The organism is Streptomyces sp. NPDC050988 (genome assembly GCF_044456225.1).
In the GTDB taxonomy this organism is placed as follows: Bacteria; Actinomycetota; Actinomycetes; order Streptomycetales; family Streptomycetaceae; genus Streptomyces.
On the sequence record NZ_JBITFQ010000007.1, the window covers coordinates 120,528 to 144,047 of the forward strand.

Annotated in this window: 20 protein-coding genes; 10 read left to right on the forward strand and 10 right to left on the reverse strand. The window is 70.2% G+C overall.

Annotation, left to right across the window (positions count from 1 at the left end; translation table 11 throughout):
* Positions 1-58: 58 nt before the first annotated feature.
* Together ACIBEI_RS18110 and ACIBEI_RS18115 are read right to left on the reverse strand one after the other, a co-directional pair.
* Positions 59-982, reverse strand: coding sequence for an ABC transporter permease (locus ACIBEI_RS18110; RefSeq protein ID WP_398890266.1), 924 nt, complete (start codon positions 980-982; stop codon positions 59-61).
* A gap of 42 nt (positions 983-1,024) precedes the next feature.
* Entirely contained in the window at positions 1,025-2,557 is a 1,533-nt protein-coding gene (locus ACIBEI_RS18115) for an ABC transporter substrate-binding protein (protein ID WP_398889823.1), read from the reverse strand.
* Positions 2,558-3,435: 878 nt separating this feature from the next.
* Here ACIBEI_RS18115 and ACIBEI_RS18120 point away from each other — a divergent pair.
* The 7 genes from ACIBEI_RS18120 to ACIBEI_RS18150 all read left to right on the forward strand — a co-directional run bounded on the left by ACIBEI_RS18120 (position 3,436) and on the right by ACIBEI_RS18150 (position 9,506).
* A complete protein-coding gene (locus tag ACIBEI_RS18120; protein WP_398889825.1) occupies positions 3,436-4,458 on the forward strand; it encodes an NAD(P)/FAD-dependent oxidoreductase in 1,023 nt (340 codons plus the stop codon).
* A 1-nt stretch (position 4,459) separates the two neighbouring features.
* A complete protein-coding gene (locus tag ACIBEI_RS18125) occupies positions 4,460-4,795 on the forward strand; it encodes a DUF362 domain-containing protein (protein WP_398889827.1) in 336 nt (111 codons plus the stop codon).
* On the forward strand, positions 4,792-5,586 hold the full coding sequence (gene mhpD / locus ACIBEI_RS18130; RefSeq protein WP_398889829.1) for a 2-keto-4-pentenoate hydratase: 795 nt from the start codon (positions 4,792-4,794) through the stop codon (positions 5,584-5,586). The genes ACIBEI_RS18125 and mhpD overlap by 4 nt, the downstream gene beginning before the upstream one ends.
* Complete coding sequence (locus tag ACIBEI_RS18135; RefSeq protein WP_398889831.1) at positions 5,583-6,524, forward strand: acetaldehyde dehydrogenase (acetylating); 942 nt, start codon at positions 5,583-5,585, stop codon at positions 6,522-6,524. Before mhpD ends, ACIBEI_RS18135 begins: the two co-directional genes overlap by 4 nt.
* Positions 6,521-7,537: a 4-hydroxy-2-oxovalerate aldolase gene (gene dmpG, locus ACIBEI_RS18140; RefSeq protein WP_398889833.1), complete on the forward strand. Its 1,017-nt coding sequence runs from the start codon at positions 6,521-6,523 to the stop codon at positions 7,535-7,537. The genes ACIBEI_RS18135 and dmpG overlap by 4 nt, the downstream gene beginning before the upstream one ends.
* Before the next feature lie 134 nt (positions 7,538-7,671).
* Complete coding sequence (locus tag ACIBEI_RS18145) at positions 7,672-8,715, forward strand: LLM class flavin-dependent oxidoreductase (RefSeq protein ID WP_398890268.1); 1,044 nt, start codon at positions 7,672-7,674, stop codon at positions 8,713-8,715.
* Positions 8,712-9,506, forward strand: coding sequence for an alpha/beta fold hydrolase (locus ACIBEI_RS18150; RefSeq protein WP_398889835.1), 795 nt, complete (start codon positions 8,712-8,714; stop codon positions 9,504-9,506). The genes ACIBEI_RS18145 and ACIBEI_RS18150 overlap by 4 nt, the downstream gene beginning before the upstream one ends.
* Positions 9,507-9,640: 134 nt before the next feature.
* Here the strand turns inward: ACIBEI_RS18150 and ACIBEI_RS18155 are convergent, their stop codons facing one another.
* Both ACIBEI_RS18155 and ACIBEI_RS18160 read right to left on the reverse strand, forming a co-directional pair.
* Positions 9,641-11,212, reverse strand: a complete 1,572-nt coding sequence (locus ACIBEI_RS18155; RefSeq protein WP_398889837.1) for an AbgT family transporter — start codon at positions 11,210-11,212, stop codon at positions 9,641-9,643.
* Positions 11,212-12,516, reverse strand: a complete 1,305-nt coding sequence (locus ACIBEI_RS18160; protein WP_398889839.1) for an amidohydrolase family protein — start codon at positions 12,514-12,516, stop codon at positions 11,212-11,214. The genes ACIBEI_RS18155 and ACIBEI_RS18160 overlap by 1 nt, the downstream gene beginning before the upstream one ends.
* 183 nt (positions 12,517-12,699) lie before the next feature.
* Between ACIBEI_RS18160 and ACIBEI_RS18165 the strand changes: the two genes are divergently transcribed.
* The 3 genes from ACIBEI_RS18165 to ACIBEI_RS18175 all read left to right on the forward strand — a co-directional run bounded on the left by ACIBEI_RS18165 (position 12,700) and on the right by ACIBEI_RS18175 (position 15,089).
* The gene (locus ACIBEI_RS18165) at positions 12,700-13,770 is read left to right on the forward strand and encodes an Lrp/AsnC family transcriptional regulator (protein ID WP_398890270.1); all 1,071 of its coding nucleotides are present in this window, start codon (positions 12,700-12,702) and stop codon (positions 13,768-13,770) included.
* A 79-nt stretch (positions 13,771-13,849) separates the two neighbouring features.
* Positions 13,850-14,659, forward strand: coding sequence for an IclR family transcriptional regulator (locus tag ACIBEI_RS18170; protein ID WP_398889841.1), 810 nt, complete (start codon positions 13,850-13,852; stop codon positions 14,657-14,659).
* A gap of 58 nt (positions 14,660-14,717) precedes the next feature.
* A complete protein-coding gene (locus ACIBEI_RS18175; RefSeq protein ID WP_398889843.1) occupies positions 14,718-15,089 on the forward strand; it encodes a hypothetical protein in 372 nt (123 codons plus the stop codon).
* Positions 15,090-15,140: 51 nt separating this feature from the next.
* Here ACIBEI_RS18175 and ACIBEI_RS18180 read toward each other — a convergent pair whose 3' ends face one another.
* The 6 genes from ACIBEI_RS18180 to ACIBEI_RS18205 all read right to left on the reverse strand — a co-directional run bounded on the left by ACIBEI_RS18180 (position 15,141) and on the right by ACIBEI_RS18205 (position 23,263).
* Entirely contained in the window at positions 15,141-15,821 is a 681-nt protein-coding gene (locus tag ACIBEI_RS18180; protein WP_398889845.1) for a TetR/AcrR family transcriptional regulator, read from the reverse strand.
* Entirely contained in the window at positions 15,788-17,809 is a 2,022-nt protein-coding gene (locus ACIBEI_RS18185; RefSeq protein WP_398889847.1) for a CocE/NonD family hydrolase, read from the reverse strand. The genes ACIBEI_RS18180 and ACIBEI_RS18185 overlap by 34 nt, the downstream gene beginning before the upstream one ends.
* Positions 17,810-18,073: 264 nt before the next feature.
* Positions 18,074-19,822, reverse strand: a complete 1,749-nt coding sequence (locus tag ACIBEI_RS18190; protein ID WP_398889849.1) for an ATP-binding cassette domain-containing protein — start codon at positions 19,820-19,822, stop codon at positions 18,074-18,076.
* On the reverse strand, positions 19,822-20,721 hold the full coding sequence (locus ACIBEI_RS18195) for an ABC transporter permease (RefSeq protein WP_398889851.1): 900 nt from the start codon (positions 20,719-20,721) through the stop codon (positions 19,822-19,824). Before ACIBEI_RS18195 ends, ACIBEI_RS18190 begins: the two co-directional genes overlap by 1 nt.
* Complete coding sequence (locus ACIBEI_RS18200) at positions 20,718-21,674, reverse strand: ABC transporter permease (RefSeq protein ID WP_398889853.1); 957 nt, start codon at positions 21,672-21,674, stop codon at positions 20,718-20,720. Before ACIBEI_RS18200 ends, ACIBEI_RS18195 begins: the two co-directional genes overlap by 4 nt.
* A 5-nt stretch (positions 21,675-21,679) precedes the next feature.
* Positions 21,680-23,263 carry an ABC transporter substrate-binding protein gene (locus ACIBEI_RS18205; protein ID WP_398889855.1) on the reverse strand — a complete coding sequence of 528 codons (1,584 nt, stop codon included), beginning with the start codon at positions 23,261-23,263 and terminating at the stop codon, positions 21,680-21,682.
* Between the last annotated feature and the right edge of the window lie 257 nt (positions 23,264-23,520).

The window sequence follows — 23,520 nt, forward strand, 5'->3', positions numbered from 1 at the left end:
CCGGGTTTCGCCATCGATATCTCCGATGCCTCTGATGTCTCCTGTGTCTCCTGTGTGCTCATGCGGCCACCGCCTGTGGGTTGAGCCAGCCGATGGCGAGGTCGAGCAGGAGGTTCAGTCCGACCACGATGAGGGTGAAGTACACCGCTACTCCCTGGATTACCGGAATGTCACCGCTGGACGCGGCCGTGACCGCTGCGCTGCCCAGACCGGGCAGGCCGAAGAGTTCCTCGATCACCACGGCCGATCCGAGGAGGCCGATGAGGTTGTTGCCCGCCACGGTCAGGACAGTGACGGAGATGTGCCGCAGAGAGTGCTTGAACAGGATCGACCGCTCGCTGACGCCGTTGGCCCGCAGGTTCCGCACGAAGTCCCGGTTCAGCACGTCGGCGAACTGCTCCCGCGTCTGCTTGGCGATCACCGTGACCAGGGCGAAGGCCAGGGCGGCCACCGGCAGCAGCAGCGAGCGCACCCAGCCGCCGGCGGACGTCCCGAAGAACACGTATCCGTTCGCGGGCAGCAGGCCGAACTGGGTGTTGAAGATCCAGATGCCCAGCAGACCGACCCAGAAGGCGGGGATGGTCATGCCGGCGATGGACGCGGAGTCCGCGGCGAGCCGCGTGGTGCGGCCGCCGCGAGCGCTTGTCATACCCAGCACGACTCCGATGAGCAGCGCGAGCAGGGTGGTCGCGATCACCAGGGAGAGCGTCACGCCGAGGCGGGTGTTGAGCGTGCCGGCGACCGCCTCGTTGTTGCTGATCGACCGCCCGAGGTTGCCGTGCACCGCGTCGCCCAGCCAGGCCCAGTAGCGCTCCCAGACCGGCTGGTCGAGGTGGAGGGTGTGGCGCAGTTCGGCGATCGACTCGGGTGAGGCGGTCAGCCCTCCGATGGACCGGGCGGCGTCACCCGGAATGAACAGCTGGAGGAAGAAGGTGAGCGCCGAGACGAAGAGAAGCAGGGGCACAGCCTGCACGATCCGCATTCCGCTGGTTCGCCACATGACGTGGTGCCTTTCTCCGCAGGGTCACTTGGCGGCGTAGAAGTTCGTCAGGTCCGGCGTGAGGTTGGTGGTCGAGAGGTCGACACCCTTCAGGCCGGGCCGCACATAGACGATCTTCTCCATGGAGACCATCGGTATCGTCCACGACAGGTCGGACAGGCGCTGTTCGAACTTCTGCCACCCCTGCTCCTGCTGCTCCGCGGTCGGTGCCGAAGCCGCCTGGCCGTAGAGCGTGTCGAGCTGCTTGTCGCTGACCTTCAGCGGGTTGCCCCAGCTGAACAGGAGATCGTTGCCCTGGGCGTACGGCGGGGCGATACCGGCGCCGTAGTCGAACATCATGCCCGCGTACTTCGAGTACGTGGAGAAGAGCTCGTTCACGTTCGCCGGGACGGTGATCTTGACGTCGATCCCGATGTTCGCCATCTCCGCGGCGAAGGCTTCCGCGGCCTGGGACTCGCCGACGCCCGTGAGGTTCACGGTGATGGGCAGGGTGAAGCCATTGGGGTAACCCGCCTCCGCCAGGAGCTTCTTGGCCTTGTCGACGTCGTAGGGGTACTTTCCTGCGCTGCCCTCGGTGTAGCCGCTCGTGTTCGGGAGAACGGGATAGTCCCAGCCCTTGGCGTACGAGCCGTACAGGGCCTTGGCGATCGAGTCACGGTTGATCCCGTACATCATGGCCTGCCGTACGCGCAGGTCACCCAGGGCCTTGACCATGGTGCCCGCCCGGTCCTGAATCATGAGCTGCATGATCGAGTAGGGGTTCGACAGGACTTGCAGTCCGGCGGACTTCGCAGCTTTCGCGGTCGTGGATTCACCTAGGGCGTAGTCGACCTCCCCGGAGCGGAAGGCACTGAGCGTGGTGTTCTCGTCCTTGATGACCTTGACGACGACTTTCTTCCAGTGCACTCGCGACTTGTCGTAGTACGTGGGGTTGGGGACGTAGGTATAGGTCTGGCCGGAGACGGTCGCCGACGCGTCGATCATGTACGGCCCGGCTCCGTGCGTGGTGGTCCCGAGTTCGTCCTTCTTGTTGAGGCCGATGGGGCTGATGATCTCCCCGGTCGTCGGTCTGGAGAGATAGAACGGCAGCAGCGGATCGGACGTCTTGAGGTGGATGCGGAGTTTCAGAGCGGAAACGACGTCGATCGATGACACGGGGGCCAGGTTGGCCGCCAGTGGGCCGCCGGCCTTGGCGTAGTACTGAAGGGATTTCTTCACGCCTTCGGCGGTGAGTGCGGAGCCGTCGTTGAATTTCACGCCGGACCGCAGGGTGATGTCGAAGGTCTTGCTGTCGGAGCCGACGAAACCCCATTTGGTCGCGAGGGCGGGCGTGTACTTCCCGCTCGGGTCCTGGCGGATCAGCGTGTCGTAAGCCAGCTCGAAGAAGTACTGCTGCGGGTCGGCGGAACCGCCCAGAGCCGGGTTGAGACTGTTGGGCGCGATGGCCGAGGCAACCGTCAGGGTGGTCGAGTTCTGAGCCGTCGCGGTGCCGGACGAAGCGTCGTTTCCGCCGCCGCATGCGGTGGTCAGGAGCGCCAGCCCGGCGGCGCCGACCATAGCTGTGAGAGTAGGGCGCGAGTGTGTCATCTGAACCTCCGCTGTTGAGGCGTCGAATGGGTACACGGGGTTCACCGGGCGTGGGGGAAAGAGGCCACCGTCACGGTGGATGCTCCATGGTGTGGTCCGCGCGATCTGGGGCGGCTTGACGGTCTCCGAGGGGTGGGTGTTCGGAAAGCCGCAGGCATGTCCCGGCTGAATGCAGAACACCCGATCCGTACTTCTGGGATTGCCGCCGCCGACGGGTGGCATGGACACGGCACTTCGGGTAACCGCCGACTGGGCCGGTGTTCGTGGTGCTGCACCCAGTACGGAAATTGTGCTTTTCAGTCGACTCTTGTGGAGGTCGGCCTGAGTAATGTGCGGGGCCCGACGATTGCGATCGGTACTCTCGCGGCGATATTACGCATGAAGCCGCCTCTCAGCGGAGCCCCTGGAACCGAGTAGCCTCATTATTCGGTAAACCGGTCCGGCCCCAAACAGCAGCAGTCCGCTGAGCGGACCGCTGTGCAGATGAGGAGATGACGCGCGACGCCCGGAGCGCGTCCGCTCACTGATCACTGATCGCTCATCGCTCTTCGCGGTGATGGAGAAGGCACCGACGCGACCGCCGGCAGCGTGGCGACGGCTTGCTCGCGCGGCCGGCCCTCGACGTACCACCAATCGGCCGGGCCGTACGCCTGCGCGGTGTGATGGCGGCCGCCTCGCCCTCGACGCGCCCGCCGGGAACTGGTGGTGTCAGCACCCGTGTTCCTGCGGCGACGGTGCGCGGTGGACGCTGAAGTCGCGGTGGGGGCACGCCCTGCTTGAGCGGTGCGTCCCGTCAGGCGGACCGGTTCCGTTGGGCGGCGGTCGGGCCGTCCATACGCTCCTGCACCATGAGCGTTTCTACTGATGAGCCGGTCGCCCCGGACGCGTCGTCGGTGATCGATACCGACATCCTGATCATCGGCGCCGGCCCGTCGGGCCTGTACGGCGCCTACTGCGCGGGCTTCCGCGGCCTCGGCGTCACGGTCATGGACGTCCTCCCCCAGTGCGGCGGCCAGATCAGCGCGATGTACCCCGAGAAGCCCATCTTCGACATCGCCGGCTTCCCGGCGGTACGCGGCCGCGACCTGGTCGAGGGCCTGGTCGCCCAGGCACAGCCGTACGGTCCCCGCTACCTCCTGGGACACCGGGCACTCCACATCTCCCACGCGGCCGACGGCCGGCCGGTCGTGCACAGTGACAAGGGAACTGCCGTGCGGGCCGGGGCAGTTGTGATCACCGGCGGAGTCGGGACCTTCACCCCCAGGCAGCTTCCCGCGGGTGAGGGCTATCTCGGCCGCGGCCAGGTCTACTTCGTGCCGGACCCGGTCGAGCACACCGACCAGGACGTCGTGGTCGTCGGAGGCGGAGACAGCGCCTTCGACTGGGCGGCGACACTGGCCCCGATCGCCCGCTCGGTCCGGCTCGTCCACCGCACGGAGCGCTTCCGGGCCCATCGGGCGACGGTGGACAAGGTACGGGCCCTGGGCATCGAGATCATCACCGACTCCGAGGTGAGCGCCCTGCACGGGGCATCCCGGGTCGAGCGGATCGAGGTCCGGCACCGCACCACCAAGGACACCCGGCTGCTGCCGGCACACACCGTCGTCGCCGCTCTCGGCTTCATCGCCGACCTGGGCCCGCTCAAGGACTGGGGCCTGGAACTCCGGGCGAGACGGATCGCCGTGGACACCCGGATGGCCACCAACCTGCCCCGCGTGTTCGCCGCGGGTGACATCACCGACTACCCGGGCAAGGTGCGCCTGATCGCCGTGGGCTTCGGCGAGGTCGCCACCGCGGTCAACAACGCGGCCACCGTCATCGATCCGGAGGCGGCCCTGTTCCCCGGGCACTCCACGGACAAGGAGAACTGACATGGCGTACGTCATCGGGTCGGCCTGTGTCGACATCATGGACCGGTCCTGCATGGAGGAGTGTCCGGTCGACTGCATCTACGAGGGCGAGCGCAAGCTCTACATCAACCCGGTGGAGTGCATCGACTGCGGCGCCTGCGAGACCGCCTGCCCGGAACAGGCCATCGCCGTCGACCGCCTCGCCGACCCCGAGTTCCGCGCCGACAACCGCCGCTTCTTCGAGGAGCCGCTGCCGGGGCGTACGGCCGCGCTGGGTACGCCCGGTGGGGCGACCGGACTCGGTCCCGTGGGCGTCGACACGCTGTTCGTCACCTCCACGGCGGGCGGTGCGGAATGAGCGCCGCGGAGGTGGTCAAGGCGGCCGACGAGCTGCGGGACGCCGCCCGGACGAACACGCCGTGCGCTCCGATACGCACGTACGTCACCGGCGTGGAGTCCGCCTATGCGGTGCAGCGCGTGAACGTCGAGCGCGGCCTGGCGGCCGGACGGCGGATCGTGGGACGCAAGATCGGCCTGACCTCGCCCGCCGTGCAGGCCCAACTCGGCGTGGACCAGCCGGACTTCGGGACGCTTTTCGCCGACATGACGGTGGCGGGGGACGGTTCGGTCCCGGCCGGGCGGCTGATCCAGCCGAAGGTGGAGGCGGAGGTGGCCCTCGTCCTCAAGGCCGATCTCCCGCACCGGGACTGCACGGTGGTCGACGTGCTGCGGGCCACGGACTTCGCGCTGCCCGCCCTGGAGATCGTGGACAGCCGGATCGCCGGCTGGGACATCAGCCTGGTGGACACGGTCGGGGACAACGCCTCCAGCGGCCTGTTCGTCCTCGGGGGAACTCCCGTACCGCTCACCGGACTTGACCTGCGGGGCGTGCGGATGACGATGACCCGGGGCGGCGAGGTGGTATCCGAAGGCACCGGCGCCGACTGTCTGGGCAGCCCGCTCAACGCGGCGGCCTGGCTCGCCTCCACCCTGGCCGGCATGGGCGATCCGCTGCGGGCCGGGGACGTCGTGCTCACCGGAGCTCTCGGCCCGATGGCGGTCGCCGCCCCGGGTGACCGCTTCGAGGCACGCATCAGCCAACTCGGCCGGATCGCAGTGGAGTTCGCGACGGAGGGAGACAGGTCATGAGCACCCGTACGAAGGTGGCCGTCATCGGCTCCGGGAACATCGGCACCGATCTCATGATCAAGGTGCTGCGGTTGTCCGAGGCCCTGGAGATCGCCGCGATGGCGGGCATCGACCCGGAGTCGGACGGCCTGGCCCGCGCCCGCCGGCTGAAGGTCGCCACCACGCACGAGGGCGTCGACGGCCTGATCACCCTCGACGAGTTCGCCGACGTCCGGATCGTCTTCGACGCCACCTCGGCGGGCGCCCACCGCCGCCACGACCAGGTGCTGCGGGGTCTCGGCCGCACGGTCGTCGACCTCACGCCGGCCGCGCTCGGCCCGTACGTGGTGCCGCCGGTCAACGCCGACGCCCATCTCGCCAGCACGAACGTCAACATGGTCACCTGCGGCGGACAGGCCACGATCCCGATCGTCGCCGCCGTCTCGGCCGTGACCCCCGTGCACTACGGGGAGATCGTCGCCTCCATCGCGTCCCCCTCCGCGGGTCCCGGCACCCGGGCCAACATCGACGAGTTCACCGAGACCACCGCCTCCGCGATCGAGAAGGTCGGCGGCGCGACCCGCGGCAAGGCGATCATCGTGCTCAACCCGGCCGAACCGCCGCTGATCATGCGCGACACCGTGCACTGCCTGGTCTCCGCATGCGACGAGCAGGCGGTGACCGCGTCGGTCGAGGAGATGGTCGGACGCGTTCAGGCCTATGTGCCGGGCTACCGCCTGAAGCAGAAGGTGCAGTTCGAGCAGGTCGGCACGGACGACCCGCTGCGGGCCCTGGTGCCCGCCGGCGCCACACCACTGAAGGTGTCGGTGTTTCTGGAGGTCGAGGGCGCCGCCCACTACCTGCCCGCCTACGCCGGCAACCTCGACATCATGACCTCGGCCGCGCTGCGCACCGCGGAACGCCTGGCCGCCCACCAGAGTGCGGAGGCAACCAAGTGACCGCTCTGTATGTGCAGGACGTGACCCTGCGGGACGGCATGCACGCCATCCGCCACCGCTACACCGTCGACCAGGCCCGTACCATCGCCGCAGCCCTCGACCTGGCCGGAGTCACGGCGATCGAGGTCTCCCACGGCGACGGACTCGCGGGCTCCAGCATCACCTACGGAGTGGGCGCGCACACCGACTGGGAGTGGATCGAGGCGGTCGTCGGCGCCGTACACCGGGCGGTCCCGACCACCCTCCTGCTGCCCGGCATCGGCACCGTCCACGACCTCAAACAGGCCCACTCCCTGGGCATCCGCTCGGTGCGGGTCGCCACCCACTGCACCGAGGCCGACATCTCCGCCCAGCACATCGCCGCCGCGCGCGAGCTGGGCATGGACGTCGCCGGATTCCTGATGATGTCCCACATGGCTGAACCGGCCGAACTGGCCCGCCAGGCCAAGCTGATGGAGTCGTACGGCGCGCACTGTGTGTACGTCACCGACTCCGGCGGCCGCCTGACGATGGACGGCGTCCGCGACCGCTTCCGCGCCTACCGGGACGTCCTGTCCCCCGACACCGAGTTGGGCATCCACGCCCACCACAACCTCGGCCTCGGCGTGGCCAACAGCGTGGTCGCCGTGGAGCACGGCGTCACCCGCGTCGACGCCTCGCTGGCCGGACAGGGTGCCGGGGCGGGCAACTGCCCCCTGGAGGCGTTCGTCGCGGTGGCCGACCTGATGGGCTGGGAGCACGGTTGCGACCTCTTCCCGCTCATGGACGCGGCCGACGATCTCGTCCGCCCGCTCCAGGACCGGCCGGTACGCGTCGACCGCGAGACCCTCAGCCTCGGCTACGCGGGCGTGTACTCCAGCTTCCTGCGCCACGCCGAGACCGCGGCCGCCCGCCACGGCCTGGACACGCGAGCCATCCTCGTCGAGGTGGGCCGCCGCCGGATGGTCGGCGGCCAGGAGGACATGATCACGGACGTGGCCTTGGACCTGGCGGCAAGGGGGCAGCAGCAGTGACAGCGCCCCTTCAGGGGCGCGGGGAACTGCGCGCCCAGCCACAGCCGACCTGCAGCCATGGAACAACCCCGCCGGCGGAGCGCCCGGCGCAGCCGACGCCGCCGCAGGACACAGCGGGCCCCGAACGGCCCCCGCTGCGCATAGGCATCCGCATCCCCCCGTGCGACCGAGCAGACCGCGTCGTCGAAACAGTCCGCCACGCGGAATCCCTCGGCTTCCACGACGCCTGGTTCCCCGACTCACAACTACTGTGGCGCGACGTGTTCACCACACTGACCGCCGCCGCTCTGGGCACCGAGCACATCGGCCTCGGGACGGCGGTCACCAACCTGGCGACGAGGCACCCAGCCGTAGTCGCGTCGGCCGCCCGCAGCGTGGCCGAACTCGCGCCCGGCAGGTTCAAGCTCGGCCTCGGCGTAGGCAACAGCTCGGTCGGCCCTGTAGGCCTTCGGCAGACGACCTCGGCGGCGATGCGCGAGGGCCTCGGCCTGCTGCGCGCCCTGCTGGACGGCGAGGAGTGGGAGTTCGAGGGCAAGGTCCGCTCGCGGCTGCGCGACCCCGTGCCCGGCGTGCCGCTCCACCTCGCCGCGAGCGGGCCCAGGAACCTGCGGCTCGCCGGTGAGATCGCCGACGGTGTCATCCTCCTCAGCGGTGTCTCGCCGGCCACTCTCGCGACCGCCACCGCCCGGGTCCGGGAAGGCGCCGAGACGGCGGGCCGCGCGGCCGACGCGATACCGCTGACCGTTTCCGCGTTCTGCGCGGTGACCGACGACGTGGCGGCCGAGGCACGGCTGCTCAAGCCGATCTGCGCGTCGATCGCCCAGAACGGCGGCGCGTCCTTCCTCGCCCTGGCGGGGATCGACGTCGACGTACCGACCGAGGTGAAGGGGATCTACCCGGACCTGGTGCACGCCGAGGACTGGCCCGAGGCCGTCGAGATCTGCTCGGCCTGGATCAGCGACGAGAACGCGCTCCGCTTCGCCGAGGAGTTCTGCCTCTTCGGCACCCCGGCCCGGATCGCGGAACGCCTCCGCGACCTGCACACCGACGGAGTCACCGGTGTCCTGCTCCAGCACGTCGGCTCGTACGACCCGCCCACCGAACTCATGGAGGCCATCGGCAAGTCAGTACTGCCGGCCCTCTCCCCCTCCACTCCTGGAAAGGCGGACCCCCGATGACGGACACCCTGCGACGAGGCTACGTACCCAGCCCCTTCGGGCAGTTGCACTATGTGGAGTGCGGCACCGGCGAGCCCGTCCTGCTGCTCCACCAGACCCCGCGCTCCTGGACCGAGTACCTCGATGTGCTGCCCCTGGTCGGCACGGCGCACCGGGCGATCGCCATGGACACCCTGGGCTTCGGCGCCTCCGCGAAACCGGCGGGACCGCACTCCATCGAGCTTTTCGCCGACGCCGCCGGCGCACTGATCGAAGCCCTGGGACTGGAACGCTTCCATCTGGTCGGACACCACACGGGCGGGGTCGTCGCGGTCGAACTCGCCGCCCGCTACCAGGACCGCGTGTCCAGCCTGCTGCTCTCGGCCACGGCCTTCATCGACGACGAGAAGCGTCGTACGGCCACCGAGCGCAAGCCCGTCGACCACGTCGTCCCCATGCCGGACGGCTCACACCTGCTGGAGCTGTGGAACCGGCGCCGAGGCTTCTACGAGGTGGGCCAGGAGGCCGCCCTCAACCGGTTCATGGTCGACGCGCTGACCGTGCTCGACCGGGTGGAGGAGGGGCACGAGGCGGTCCGGCGGTATGGCATGGATCGGCGGCTGCCGGACATCACGGCCCGTACGCTCGCCGTCTGTGCCCCGGGCGACCACTACTCGATGCCCGGGCTGGCGAAGTTCGCCGCGGCGCTCGGCTGCGAGACCCGGGTCCTGTCCGGCGGCCATGTCCCCGTCCCCGAGCAGCTGCCCGAGGAGTTCGCGAAGGTCGTGCTGGAGTGGACGGCTCGCGGCTGAGACGAGGCGGCGCGGGCGGCGTACGAGAACCTTCTGTGCCGTCGCCGACCTTCTGTGCCGCGCCACGCGAGCCGACGGCACATGGCCGACTCCACCGGATCCCACCGGTGGAGTCGGCCTGCCGTGTGCGGGGGTCACTTCAGACCGATGCCGGCGCCGGGTCCGAGCGGCAGGTCGAAGCCGTAGAAGACGCCCAGGATCGCCAGCCACACCAGCATGAACGGCACCACGAAGATGGCGAGCCGGGAGATGAGCGTGCCGAGCTTCGCGTCGGGCTCGTACTGGCGGAGCATCGCCAGGATCAGGAACACATAGGGATTCATCGGGGTGATCACGCCGGTCGCCGAGTCACCGATCCGGAAGGCGGCCTGGGTGAGCGCCGGACTCATCCCCATCAGCATGAACGCGGGGACGAAGACCGGGCCGACCAGGGACCACAGGGCCGAGCCGGAGAGGATGAACAGGTTGAGGCAGGAGACCAGCAGGACGAACACCAGGATCGCCCAGAAGCCGGTCACGCCCGTCGAGTCGAAGAGCGCGGCGGCCTTCACGGCCAGCAGCACACCGACGTTCGACCAGGTGAACAGGGCGATGACCTGGGCGGCGACGAACATCATCACGAGGTAGCCGGACATGGTCCGCACCGACTCGGTGACGGCCGTGGTCACGTCCTCGGCGCTGGTCAGCTGCTTCACGCTGAAGCCGTACGTCAGTCCGGCCAGCAGGAAGGCGCCGAACAGGACGGGGACGATGCCGGAGAGCAGCGGCGAGGGCACGAAGGCCCCGCCCTCACCGCGCAGCGGCGCACCTTCCGGCAGCCACAGGGCGAGTACGCCGGCCAGGTAGACGAGGACGACCAGCGCGGTGCGCAGCAGGGCCCGCCGCTGGACCGGTGTGAGGGTGAGGTCGCGGTCCTCGGGTTCCTCGCCGGCGGGCTCGTAGGCGCCGAGCCGGGGTTCGAGGACGCGGCTGATGAGGAATCCGCCCACCGCGGCCAGTGCGAGGCTGCTCGCGGCCGTGAAGAAGTAGTTGATGAGGAGATGGATGTCGAGGCCGTCGGCGGCCGGGAGCACCGCGGCGGCCTGCTGGGTGATGCCGACGTACAGGGCGTCGAGGGAACCGACGGTGAACCCGGCCGCGTAGCCGGCGGTCACACAGGCGAAGCCGCCGATGAGGCCCGCGACGGGGTGGCGTCCGGCGCTCTTGAAGACCAGGGCGGCGAGCGGGGGCAGCACGATGGCGGCGACGTCGCTCATCATGTGCGCCTGGCTGGCGATGAGCGCCACCGCGTACGGCAGGACCGCGCGGGGCACCCTGGCCAGGGTGCCCCGCATCAGGGTCTCCAGCAGGCCCGTCTTCTCGCAGAGGCCCACCACCATGATCAGCACCAGTACGGCGCCGATCGGCGGGAAGGTGGCGAAGTTGACGATGAGGTTCTCGACCAGCCATTTCACACCGTCGCCGGTGAGGAGGCCGGTGATGTGCTTGGTCTCGTCGCCGCCGGGGACCTTGACGGACACGCCGCCCAGGTCGAGCGCGGTGGAGGCGACCGCGAGGAGCACGAACAGCACCGAGAACAGCACGACCGGGTTGGGCAGGGCGTTGCCGGCCCGCTCGATGAGCGAGAGCACCCGGTCGAGCGGGGTGGCTCTGCCGGTCTCGGGGGATTTGGTGGGTGGCGCGGGGAGGTCGGTCTGTGAGGACATCAGGGCCGCCTTCCGGTGGGCAGGGTGTCGTTGGCCGGGGCCGGGAGGTTCAGCAGGTCCTTGCGGACGACGCCGTCCTGGACGACGCACACGATGTTGGCCGGGTCTCCGAGGACGCCGATGTCCTGGAGCGGGTCGCCGTCGCAGAGGACCAGGTCGGCGGTGCGGCCGGCGGTGAGGGTGCCGAGCCGGTCGGCGATGCCGAGCAGCTCGGCGGAGGTGCGGGTGCCGGCGACGATGGCGGCCATGGGGTCCATGCCGAGGTCCACCAGATAGCTGAGTTCCATCAGGTTCACGCCGTGCGGGCCGACCGCCGCGTCGGTGCCCAGCGCGATGCGGGCACCGTACTCGATGGCCCGTGCGATGTTCTCCTTCGTGGTGCCGGACCAGCGGACCTTCTTCTGGTAGTGGTAGTCCGGCATCGTGTCCTTGTTGATGCCCGCGTACACGGTGGACAGCGTCGGTACGACGAAGACGCCGCGTTCGCCCGCCATGTCCAGCGCCCGGTCGTCCAGACCGTAGCCGTGCTCGATGCTGGTGACTCCGCCGCGGATCGCGGTGAGGATGCCCGCGTTGCCCTGGGCGTGGGCCGCGACCGGCTTGCCGCCGTGCCGCCGGGCCTCGTCCACGACCGCCCGGATCTCCTCCTCCAGCAGGCCTTCGTCGTCGGGGTCGTCGTAGGGGCTGCCCATGCCGCCCGTGGCGCAGACCTTCACCAGGTCGGCGCCGTCGCGCAGGACCCGGCGCACCGCGAGCCTGGCCGCGTCGGTGCTGTCGGCGATCTCGGACATCCCGGCGCTCAGGTCCGTGCCGTCGGGCATGCGCACGTCGGCGTGGCCGCCGGTGTGGCTGATGATGCGGACGGCCGTGTGCAGGCGCGGGCCCACCGTCCGTCCGGTCTCGACGGCCGTGCGGTAGCCCGCCGACAGACCGCCCAGATCGCGAGCGGTGGTGATTCCGGCGTCGAGGGTCTGGCGCAGCCGGGCGGCCGTGTCCAGGGTGACCAGGACCGGGTCGAGCTCCGCGCGGCGGCTGGGCGGCGAGCCCTGCGCGTAGGCGAGGTGGACGTGGCAGTCGAAGAACCCGGGCAGTACGGTGCGTCCACCGGCGTCGACGACACGCACCGACGAGTCGGTGGCGGCCGGGGGCTCGGTCGCGGCCGGTCCGGCGTAGGTGATGGTGCCCTGGGCATCGATGGTGACGACGGCGTCGTCCACGGGGGCCGTGCCGGTGCCGTCGATGAGCCGGGCGTGGTGGATCCGCAGGGCGGTCCGAGTCGTCTCCGGGGTGATGGCAGGCGTCATGGGGTGCGGTCACTCCTCCGTAGTGGATGCAGGCGAAGGGAGTGTGGAATGCACAGAAAAACGCGGTGTCACGGTGCAGATATCTCGCCGGATTCCCTCGGCGTGCGCAGAGAAGCGCCGCCCCTGGGTGTGCAGGATTCTGCCGCGCGGGATGCTGCGGCGGACACCTCGGCGGGGGTCTCCATGGAACTCGACGAACTCGACGAACTCGACCGGGGCGTCGTGCACGTCCTGCAGATCCATCCGAGGGCCCCGTGGACGCTCGTCGGCGAGGTGCTGGGGGTCAACCCGGTCACGGCCGCGCGGCGCTGGCACCGGCTGGAGGAGGCGGGCCTGGCCTGGGTGACCGCCTATCCGCGGCTGTCCAACTCGCGGATCGTGGTGACCGGCGTGGTGGAGGTGGACACCGAACCGGGCGTCGCCGAGGACGTGGCGATGGCCTTCGCCCGGGACCCGTCGGTGGCGAACATCAAGCTCACGGCGGGCGGCCGGGACCTGGTGGTGGCAGTGCAGGCCCGCAGCCTGGACGAGCTGGCGCGCGTCTCGACACTGCTGTTCCAGCGGACACCGGGCGTACGGGCGACACGTACGCATGTGTCGACGGGCGTCCCCACCGAGGGGAGCCGCTGGCGGCTGCGCAGCCTGGACGAGGTCCAGAGCGCGCGGGTCGAGGCGGCCGTGCCGCCGTCCGTGCTGCCCGCGCAGGCGGCCGAGAGCCGTTGGGACGACCTGGACACACGTCTGATGGAGCTGCTGGGCACGGACGGGCGCATGTCGCTGAGCGACCTGTCGACGGCGACGGACACGAGCCTCACCACCGTGCGCCGCAGGCTGCAGTCGCTGCTCGCCGCCCGGCTGATCCTGCGCTGCGATCTGGCCCGGCCGCTGTCGGGGTGGCCGCTGTCCGCCGTGTACTTCGCCTCGGTCCCGGGGCAGTACGTGGAGGAGACCAGCCAGGTGCTGTCCGGGGTGCGCGAGGTCCGCTCGTGCGCCATCACGACCGGCCCGCACAACCTGGTGATCGACGTGTGGCTGCGCGATCTCCACGACGTGCACGCCTTCGAGGCCCACCTCTCGCGGCGGCTGCCCCGCCTCACCATCAGCGACCGCTCGGTGGTGCTGCGCACGGTCAAGCACATGGGGCGGCTCCTGGACCGGGACGGCCGCTGCGTGGGCGTCGTCCCGCTCCGGCACCCCCAGGCACCCCACCCCGCCCTCGAAAACGTCACAGCGAGTACATCGCCAGGAAATTGAGGAGCGCCTATATTTCATTTCCTCGTTCTGGTGGACACCCCTGCCGGGGAACGCGCCACCGAGGTGAGGAGGACACATCGTGACAACCGCGAGCGCCCACCGTGAACACGCGGACGTGGCCGGAGGAGACGGCGAGCCTCCCAAGACGGTCCTCGGCAAGGTCGGGCTCATCCTGGGCGCCTTCCGGGACACCGACTTCTCGCTCAGCCTCACCGAGCTGACGGCCCGCACCGGGGTCGCGAAGGCCACCGTCCACCGCCTCTGCCAGGAACTGGTGGCCGGCGAACTCCTGGAGCGCGAGGGCTCCCACTACCGCCTCGGGCTGCAGCTGTACGAGATCGGCCTGCGCGCACCCCGTCAGCGGACCCTGCGCGAAGCGGCGCGGCCCGTCATCGAGAACCTCGCGCAGAGCCTCGACAACGCCATCACGCTGTCCGTGCCGAACGCGTCGGAACTGCTGTGCATCGAGAACGTCGGCGGGCACCGCAACCGGGCCAGGTCCAGCCTGACCGGGCGGCACATGCACCTGCACAGCACCGCCGCCGGAAAGCTGACCCTCGCCATGCTCCCGGACCAGTACCCGCTGCCCTCGGTCGTGCCGCTGATGCTCCGCCGCACGCCCCGCACCCTGACCGCCGCCCAGCTCCCCGACGAGCTGGCCCGCATCAGGGAGCAGGGCTACGCGACGGAGATCGAGGAGCACCGCCAGGGCTACCTCGCCGTCGCGGTACCCGTGCGGGGCACCGACCAGCCCTATGTGGGTGCCCTGTCGGTGATCGCTCCCACGGCGGGCAGCAACATCGCCCGGATGCTGGTGGCGCTGACCACGGCATCACACACGATCACTTCCCGGCTCACGGTCTTCGAGGCGTACCGCGCCCCGCTGTGACGAGGTCGGCACCGCGACGGGGCTGTTCCCGACCTCGGACGCGGGCGACAATGATCACGTGGAGGAACAGGACGCGACCCCGCGGGGGGACAACGGCATCGACCGGCTCGTCGAACCGCTGACGACGAACATGCCCGACGCCGGGGACTTCGGCTTCGAGGCGATCCAGCGGCTGGGGAACCCGGTGCCGATGCTGGTGCGGAACAGCGGCGCGGAGCAACTGCAGCTGTGGCTGGAGCCGTTCGGGCAGGACTACTGGCTGAAGCCCGGCGAGGCCGTGACCGTCACCTCGTACGGGACGTGGAACGACCAGCCGTTCGTGACGGTCCACGAGGCCGACTGTGTGACCGTCTGGGCCACGTCCTGGTTCGCGACGGTCTCCGACCGCGACGGGAACGAGTTCCCGCCGGGTAGCCGGGACACCGCCTGACCTGCGGCCGCCTCCCCTGACGCGGACCAGGATCAGATACTCACGAAGCGCCTACCGGCCGTCCGTCCGCAGCTCGGACTCGACCAGCCGGTACAGGTGCCGACGGGCGTCCTGTGTGCTCAGCGCCGGCGACTGCCGCAGCCGCTGGAGGGCCAGTCCGTCGGAGAGTGCGGCGAAGCGAACGGTGAAACCGGCCGGGTCCGCGCAGACGAACTCCCCGTCGGCGACGCCTCGTTCGACCAGGGCACGGATCTGGCTGTGCCAGTCCTCGTACCGCTTGGCCTGGCCGCTCGCGAAGGCCTGCTCGGGGTCCTGGTCGCGGTCGCCCGCGCTCCAGTAGTCGAACCACATCCGCCAGTGCCGGTCGGTGTCCTCCGTGAACAGCGCGTCGATCAGCAGCCGCAGGGCCTCACCGCTGCCCGCCGCCTGCTCGGCGGCCTCGTTCAGCGCCGCGTAGTAGCGCTCGATGTGCAGCACCATCGCCTCGGAGAGGATCTCCTGCACACTGCCGAAGTGGTACGTGACCGTCCCCACCGACACCCCGGCCGCGGCGGCGACATCCCGAACCCCCACCGAGGCGTACCCGCGCTCCGCGATGAGCGGGACGGCGGCCTCCACGATGAGCCGGCGGCGGACCTCGGTGGGCTGGCGGGTGCGGTCGGCGGCGGCGACGGCACGGCGGGGCGTCTTCGCGGCGTTCACGCCGACGTCCTCGGGGTGGTGCGGTGCCATGCGCGCTTGACCACTGTCTCTCCGTCCGCCCGTGTCTCCATGCGACTGTCCATGATGAACTCCGTGGCCGTGGCCCGCAGCTCCGTACGCGTCATGATCTCAGCGTCCCAGTCGTCGCCGCGCCGCAGCCGGATCGTCCACTCGGAGACGGCCCGCGCCGACAGTGGATCGTCGGCCCGTATCCGGTACGTCTCTCGGGCGCTCTCCTCGTAGCGCAGCCCGTCCGGGTAGACCCGCGATCCGCCGTAGTTGGGGTCGACCTCCAGCGTCCACTCGCCCTTCGCGACGTCACAGATGACCAGCCGCTCCGGTGTCGCCTCGGCGGACCGCTCATAGGTGACGGGCAACGGCGGGGCCTGCTCGGGTTCTTCGAACCGGATGGGCGCGCTGCCCTCGTCCTCGTCGGACGCGGGATCCCGTACGGGCAGGAGCAGCGCGCTCCCGGCGGGCAGCACGGTCAGCTGGCCGCGCTCGCCGTGCGGCCACACCCAGGGCCAGTACGTGTCCGAGACCGCGACCCTGATGCGGTGACCGGGCGGGAAGGCGTACCCGATGCCGTTGAGCTCGAACTCCACGGTCTCGTACGTGCCCGGGGTCCACTCCACGGCCCGGTCGCGCCCGTGCCTGCTCAGCAGGTTGAGGACGCCACGCGTGACGAGGGTGGACGAGCCGTCGGGCGCGACGTCGCACACGCGGACGACGACATGGGCGCGCGGTGTCGCGCTGTCCAGACGGAGCCGGACACGCGGACGCCCCAGGATCTCCACCCTCCCGTCCAGCGGCGCCGAGTCGAAGCAGACCGAACGGCCGTCCTCCTCCCGCTGATCGGGCGGCAGATCGCTCGCGTTGCCGAACGGGAAGAAGCGCCCGGCGTCGAGACCGGTGTGCTGCGGCGAGCGTACAAGGACGGGGGTGTCGCCGTCCCCGAGCAGCCGCGCATCCCAACTGACCGAGGGCGAGGGCCAGTTGTGGTCACCCACCCAGCGTCCGGGCATCTCGTCGTACGAAGTGGCGGGCGGGACAGGGTCGTTCAGCCAGGCACGTAGTTTCGGCTCGCGCATGACGCCGGTGTCCTCGCCCTTCAGGTGCTGGTCCCACCAGCGGAGGGTCTCCTGGAGGAACCCGATGGCCGGACCGGGCGGCAGCCCGCGATCCGGGTACTGATGCGACCAGGGCCCGACGATCCCCCGTACGCGGTCGTCGGGCAGGTGCTCCACGAGCCGCAGCACGGTGTCGCGGTAGGGGTCGTTCCAGCCGCCGACGGCCAGGACCGCCGCGTCGATCGCCGAGTAGTCCTCGCAGACACTGCCGTGCCGCCAGTAGTCGTCGCGTTGCTGGTGTGCCAGCCAGGTGTTCAGGAAGGGGTCGAGCGCTTCGAGGCGCTCGCGCCACATCGGCAGCCAGCGGTCCTCACCGACACTCGTCGGGTCCGGCGGACGGGCCGCGAACGCCAGCATCGTGCCCGCCCAGGCGAGCATGTCGATGCCCAGGACCGCGCCGCCCGTGTAGTGCACGTCGTTGTCGTAGCGGTCGTCCGTCGAGCAGACCGTGACGATCGCCTTCAGCGGCTCTGGGGCCAGGGCGGCGATCTGGAGCGAGTTGAAACCGCCCCACGAGATGCCGAACATGCCGACCTTGCCGGTACACCAGGGCTGCTCGGCAAGCCAGTTGACGACGTCCACGCCGTCCGCGAGTTCCTGGGCGTCGTACTCGTCGCCGGGCGTTCCCTCGCTGTCGCCGTGGCCTCGGATGTCCACGCGTACGGACGCGTAGCCGTGGCCGGCGTACCAGGGGTGGCGTTGGGCGTCGCGGGGGGCGGTCCAGTCGGTCTTGCGGTACGGGAGGTATTCGAGGAGGGCGGGCACGGGTTCTGCCTCGGCGTCGTTGGGGCGCCAGATGCGGGCGTGCAGGTGCGTTCGCCCGTCCCGGGTGGGGATCCAGACGTCCTCACGGGTGACCTGCCGGTCGAAGTGCTCGCGGTATTTCACGGGGCTCCTTGGGTGTACGGCTTGCGGCGGGTGGTGGGTGGTGTGTTTTCGCCCCCGCCGCCCCTACCCGTTCCCGTCCCTGAGGGCTGCCGCCCCCAGACCCCCGCATCGGCCTGAACGGCCTCGTCCTCAAACGCCGGACAGGCTGAAAATGTCGGCCCGGCCGCGAAAATCCAGCCCCTCCGGCGTTTGAGGAGCGGGGGTTCGGGGGCGGAGCCCCCGAGTAGGGAAGGGAACGGGTAGGGGCGGCGGGGGCGAAATCCCCTACCCCACCCCCTCCCACCGCCGAACCCGATGCCCATCCCCCCGGTCGACCCACAGATCGTCCGACCCCGCGGCGTCAACCCAGTCCTCGACCTCGTCGACAACAAAACCCGCCCCCGGCGAAGGCTCAAGCACGGCAGCCATCAACTGCCGCGTGTACGGATGCCCAGGCGCGGAGAACACCGCGTCCGTGGGCCCCTCCTCCACCACAACCCCGTGCCGCAACACGACAACGCGGTCGGCAAGCCCCCGCACTACCGCGAGGTCATGGCTGATGAACAGACAGGCCAACTCCCGCTCCCGCCGCAGATCATCGAGCAGCCGCAGCACATCGGCCTGAACCGACACGTCCAACGCGGTCGTGATCTCGTCCGCGATCAGCACGTCCGGCTCGCCCGCAAGCGCCCGCGCGATCCCGATCCGCTGCCGCTGCCCACCGGAGAGCTGCGCGGGCAGCCGCTCGGCGAGAGCAGGCTCGAGACGCACGTCGGAGATGAGCTGCCGAGCCCGATCGACGGCCTCCGCCCGAGAATCCACCGTCCCGAAGAACCGCAACGGCCGCCGGACGGCATCACCCACCGAACGACGCGGATTCAACGACGTATCGGCGTTCTGGAAGACGAGCTGAACACGCCGCCGGAGCGACAACGGCCGCTTCCCGGCGGGCCGGGCCAGGTCACCCGACTCACGATCACTGGACTTGGGGTCGCCCAGCTCGTGGTCGCCCGACCCATGGGTCATCGTGCCGCCGGACGGAGTCCGCAGCCCCGCGAGAGCCCAGGCAAGCGTGGACTTGCCGCTGCCCGACTCCCCCACGAGGGCTAGGACTTCACCGCGCCGGACGTCGAAGGAGACACCGTTCACGGCACGCGCGGACCCGTAGTCGATCGTGACGTCCCGCGCGGAGACGGCGACGGGCGCCTTGTCGGACACAACGGCCCTCGGCCGTACCTCCCGCTCCCCCGCCGCACCCACAAGAGCCAGCCCCTCGTCATCGAGCCGCGGCACACTCGCCAACAGCCGTCTGGTGTACGGGTCTTGGGGCGCCGCGAACAACCGACTAGTCGGTGCCGCCTCCACCACCCGCCCAGACCGCAGCACGGTCACCTCGTCAGCCATGTGCGCGACGACGCCGAGGTCATGGCTCACCAGCACGGCAGCGAGGCCGAGTTCGTCGCGGAGCGCCCCGATCAGGTCGAGGACACCACGTTGGGTGATGACGTCGAGCCCGGTCGTCGGCTCGTCGAGGGCGAGGACCTTCGGGCGGGCGGCGATGGCCATGGCGATGGCGACGCGCTGCTGCTGGCCGCCGGAGAGTTCGTGCGGGTAGCGGCGGGCGAGTTCGGCGGGGCGGGGCAGCCGGACCTGTTCGAGGAGGTCCACGACGGGGACGTCCCCGCCCGCCTCGGCGATCTGCCGTCCGATCCGCATGGAGGGGGTGAGCGCGTGCCCCGCGTTCTGCGCGACCATGGCGACGGTCCCGCCCCGCAGCCGCCTCAACTCCCGTGCGGGCAGGGCGAATACGTCGGCCCCGCCGACGCGCACCGAACCGTCCGTCACGCGCGAGCCGTGCCGCAGGTGCCCCAGCAGCGTCGCCGCGACGGTCGACTTGCCGCTGCCCGACTCGCCGACGAGCGCGTGGGTCTGCCCGGGCAGCACGTCCAGGGACACCTCTCGCACCACGGGCACGTCGCGCCCGCTCGAACGGTAGGCCACGGACAGCGCGTCCACCGAAACGATCGCGGTCATCAGGACCCCTCCCTGATCCGGTCGACGCCCCACGCCTTGGAGAGGCCGTCGGCCGCGAGATTGAGCCCCACCACGAGCGTGGCCAGGGCGATGATCGGTGCGAGGCTCGCCATCGGGACGACGGTGATGGCGGTGCGGTTCTCGGCGACCATCAGGCCCCAGTCCGGGGTGGGCGGATCGGCGCCGAAGCCGAGGAAGGACAACGAGGAGATCAGCAGCACGACCCACGAGGCCCTCATGGCGAACTCGACGCACACCACGTCGGTGATGTTCGGCAGGATCTCGCGCCGCAGGATCGCCCAGGTGGACTCGCCCCTGGCCCGCGCCGCGGTCACGTAGTCGGCGGGCACGACCGCCAGCGCGGCGCCGCGCACGACGCGTACGACCTGGGGGACGTACACGACGGCGATCGCGAGGACGATGACCGAGGGGCCGGTGCCGAGTGCGGTGACGATGACCAGCAGTGCCAGGACCGACGGGACGGAGAGGACGGCGTCGAGGACCCGGCCCAGCACGTCGTCGAACCAGCCGCCGCGCAGGGCCGCCGCGCATCCCACGACCGTGCCGATCAGCAGGGTCACGAGAGTGGCGGCGACCGAGACGCCGAGGGCGTAGCGGCCGCCGTACAGGACGCGTGCCAGGACGTCACGGCCGTACTGGTCGGTGCCCGCCCAGTGCTCCCAACTCGGCCCGAGCAGCGCCTGGTCGGCGTTGTTGGCGATGGGGTCGTACGAGGTGAGAACCGGTGCGAGGAGTGCGATCACGACGTGCACGGCGACGATCGCGAGGCCGATCGTCGCCGCCCGCGAGGAACGCACCGTGCGCCAGGCCCGGGCTGCAGCGGAGGGTGGTGCGACGGGGACTGCGGGGGCCGCCGCCGGGGTGTCGAGGGTGGTCATCGGGTCCTCCCGCGCGTACGGAGCTTGGGGTTGAGAGCCATGGCGCCGAGGTCGGCGGCGAGGTTGCAGACCACGTACACGACCGCGCTGATCAGTGCGATGGCCTGGATGACGGGCAGGTCCCGGTTCTGCACCGAGGCGAGCATCAGCTTGCCGATGCCGGGGTAGTTGAAGACGTTCTCGACGACCGCGACTCCGCCGGCCAGCCAGGCGACGTTCAGCGCGATGACGTGCAACGTCGGGAGCAGGGCACTGGGCAGCGCGTGCCGGGTGACGACCCGCCAGGTCGACAGGCCCTTGAGTCGGGCCGTGGTGACGAACTCGCTCGCCATGACGTCGATGACGGACGTGCGGGCCATCCGGACGATGTACGCGGCCATGACGACGGCGAGCGCGAGGGCCGGAAGCCATACGGCGGGCATGAGTTGGCCGACGCTCGCCTCGGGGCCGTACAGGACGACCGCCGGGAACCACGGCAGGGCGACCGAGAAGCAGAGCACCAGGACGGTGGCGACGACGAACTCGGGGACGCTCATCCCGACCAGGCTGACCGTGGAGATCAGATGGTCCGGCCAGCGGTCGCGGTACAGGCCCGCGAGGATGCCGAGGACGATCGAGCCGGTGACGGCGAAGAGGACGGTCACCAGGGCGATGAGCGCGGAGTTGCCGAGGTACAGGCCGACTTCGCCGCCGACCGCCTTGCCCGACACGAGAGAGAGGCCGAAGTCGCCGTGCAGGGCGCCGCCTATCCAGTCGATGTACCGCTCCCAGGCGGGCTGGTCGAGTTTCAGTTTCTCGCGGAGGGCGGAGACGGCGTCCGGGGTCGCGTCCTTGCCGAGAACCTGCGTGGCGACGTCGCCGGGCAGGGCCTGTACGGCGAGGAAGACGAGGACGGAGGAGAGGAACAGGGTGCCGACGGCGGCGCCCGCTCTGCGGGCGATGAAGGAGAACATGTTGGTCAGGCCCCCTTCAGGCCGATGCCGAGGTAGTCGAACTCGAAGCCGTGCTCGGCGTATCCGCGTACCTTGCGCGAGAGGCCGACGAGCCGGTCGGCGAACATCGGGGTCATCGCCCCGCCCTTCTCGACGACGAAGGTCTGCGCCTCGCCGTACAGTTCGCGCCGCCGTTCGTCGTCGGTCTCCTGGCGGGCCCGGTCGAGCAGCGCGTCGAACGCCTTGTCCGACCAGGCGGTCTCGTTGTACGAGGAGCCGCTGCGGAAGACCTGGGTGAAGAGCTGGTCGACGGGTCTGCCGGTGTACCAGTAGGTGGCCATGAGCGGCTTCTTCATCCAGATCTGCGTGTAGTACGAGTCCGCCGAGGCCGTCTTCACCCGGATCCGGATCCCGGCCCGCTTGGCCGAGTCCTGGTAGGCGAGCGCCATGGGCGTGAAGACCGGGTCGTACGAGGACGTGTAGAGGTCGACGGTGAGGCCCTCGTGGCCCGCCTTCTTCAGCAGATGCCGGGCCTGTTCCGGATCGTGTTCCGGATGGGTGGTGATGTGGGCGGGGTCGCTCGGTGGCACAGGGTTGTCCCAGCCGGCCGTGCCCGCGCCCTGCAGCGCGACCTTCACGACGTGCTCGGGGTCGTAGGCGAGCTTCATCGCCTGCCGGACGCGTACGTCGGTGAAGGGCTTCTCCGTGGTCAGCATCGGCAGCACGTACCACTGGGCGTTCTCGACGCGGGCGATCGTGGCGCGGTCGGAGGCGGCGACGACACGGGCGGTCGCGAAGTCCAGGTTGGTCTGCGAGAGGAGGTCGACCTGGCCTGCCAGCAGGGCGTTCGAGCGGGCGGACATGTCGGCGACGGAGTAGAAGTCGATGGCGTCCAGGACCGGGCGGCCCGCCCAGTGGTCCTCGTATGCGGTGATGCGGCCCGGGCCCGCGGGCGTGAACGACTCCAGCTTGAAGGGGCCGGTGCCGATGCCCGTGCGGCCGATGCCGCGGGCGCTGCCGTCGGGGATGACATAGCAGTTGTAGTGCGTGAGGAGGCTCGGGAACTCCGCGTTTGGGGTCTTGAGCGGCACCACGAGTGTGCGGGCGTCGGGCGTGCGCAGCTTCCCGGGGTCGATGAGCGGAGCGAGGACGGCCGCCTGCGGGGACGCGGTCGCCTTGTCGAGGATGTGGCGCAGCGTGTACGCGGCGTCGGCGGAGGTGAGGGTCCGGCCGTTGTGGAAGGTGACGCCCGCGCGGATGCGGAAGGTCCAGGTGCGCGCCTTGGCGTCCGGTTCCCAGGACTCGGCGAGGTCGGGGACCAGGTCGCCGTTGGCGCCGACGCGGACGAGGCGGTTGTAGAGGGCGCCCAGGTACTCGTACGCGGACAGGGCGCTCGCCGGGTCGAGGGTCTCGGCGTCGGATGCGGGCGGCCGGGCTATGCGGAGGGTGCCGCCGCGGTCGGGGCTGCCCCCTTTCGCGTCCGTGGGCAGCACGGGGGCGGCCGAGGCCCCCGTACAGCCGGTGAGCAGCCAGGACGCACCGAGCGACGCGGCGCCCGCCGTGGCCGCGGCAAGGACGGAGCGCCGTCCCGGGTGGTGGATGTCGGGCATGGACCGACCGTCCTTCTCGCTATTCGTTCAGCGGAACGATTGAGTGAAGTGCGTGAACGATAACCAGCCAATGACTCCGCGCCAACCCTCGGAACGCGGAAATTAACCGGGGAAACCGAGCCGTTACGTGGCCCGGGTAGGCCCCGGTGTCCTAGCTCAGACACCAGCCGCAAAGTAGCGAGGTGATCACGTACGCGCCGCCATGGCGGCCTGCTCGTCGTGTTCACGCAACATCCGCATGACGGTCGCAGGTGAGG

Excerpts from the sequence above, each read along its gene's own strand:
- ACIBEI_RS18110 (WP_398890266.1), bottom strand. The coding sequence starts at position 982 with ATGCGGATCGTGCAGGCTGTGCCCCTGCTTCTCTTCGTCTCGGCGCTC.
- ACIBEI_RS18115 (WP_398889823.1), bottom strand. The coding sequence starts at position 2,557 with ATGGTCGGCGCCGCCGGGCTGGCGCTCCTGACCACCGCATGCGGCGGC.
- ACIBEI_RS18120 (WP_398889825.1), top strand. The coding sequence starts at position 3,436 with ATGAGCGTTTCTACTGATGAGCCGGTCGCCCCGGACGCGTCGTCGGTG.
- ACIBEI_RS18125 (WP_398889827.1), top strand. The coding sequence starts at position 4,460 with ATGGCGTACGTCATCGGGTCGGCCTGTGTCGACATCATGGACCGGTCC.
- mhpD (WP_398889829.1), top strand. The coding sequence starts at position 4,792 with ATGAGCGCCGCGGAGGTGGTCAAGGCGGCCGACGAGCTGCGGGACGCC.
- ACIBEI_RS18135 (WP_398889831.1), top strand. The coding sequence starts at position 5,583 with ATGAGCACCCGTACGAAGGTGGCCGTCATCGGCTCCGGGAACATCGGC.
- ACIBEI_RS18150 (WP_398889835.1), top strand. The coding sequence starts at position 8,712 with ATGACGGACACCCTGCGACGAGGCTACGTACCCAGCCCCTTCGGGCAG.
- ACIBEI_RS18155 (WP_398889837.1), bottom strand. The coding sequence starts at position 11,212 with ATGTCCTCACAGACCGACCTCCCCGCGCCACCCACCAAATCCCCCGAG.
- ACIBEI_RS18160 (WP_398889839.1), bottom strand. The coding sequence starts at position 12,516 with ATGACGCCTGCCATCACCCCGGAGACGACTCGGACCGCCCTGCGGATC.
- ACIBEI_RS18165 (WP_398890270.1), top strand. The coding sequence starts at position 12,700 with ATGGAACTCGACGAACTCGACGAACTCGACCGGGGCGTCGTGCACGTC.
- ACIBEI_RS18180 (WP_398889845.1), bottom strand. The coding sequence starts at position 15,821 with ATGGCACCGCACCACCCCGAGGACGTCGGCGTGAACGCCGCGAAGACG.
- ACIBEI_RS18190 (WP_398889849.1), bottom strand. The coding sequence starts at position 19,822 with ATGACCGCGATCGTTTCGGTGGACGCGCTGTCCGTGGCCTACCGTTCG.
- ACIBEI_RS18195 (WP_398889851.1), bottom strand. The coding sequence starts at position 20,721 with ATGACCACCCTCGACACCCCGGCGGCGGCCCCCGCAGTCCCCGTCGCA.
- ACIBEI_RS18200 (WP_398889853.1), bottom strand. The coding sequence starts at position 21,674 with ATGTTCTCCTTCATCGCCCGCAGAGCGGGCGCCGCCGTCGGCACCCTG.
- ACIBEI_RS18205 (WP_398889855.1), bottom strand. The coding sequence starts at position 23,263 with ATGCCCGACATCCACCACCCGGGACGGCGCTCCGTCCTTGCCGCGGCC.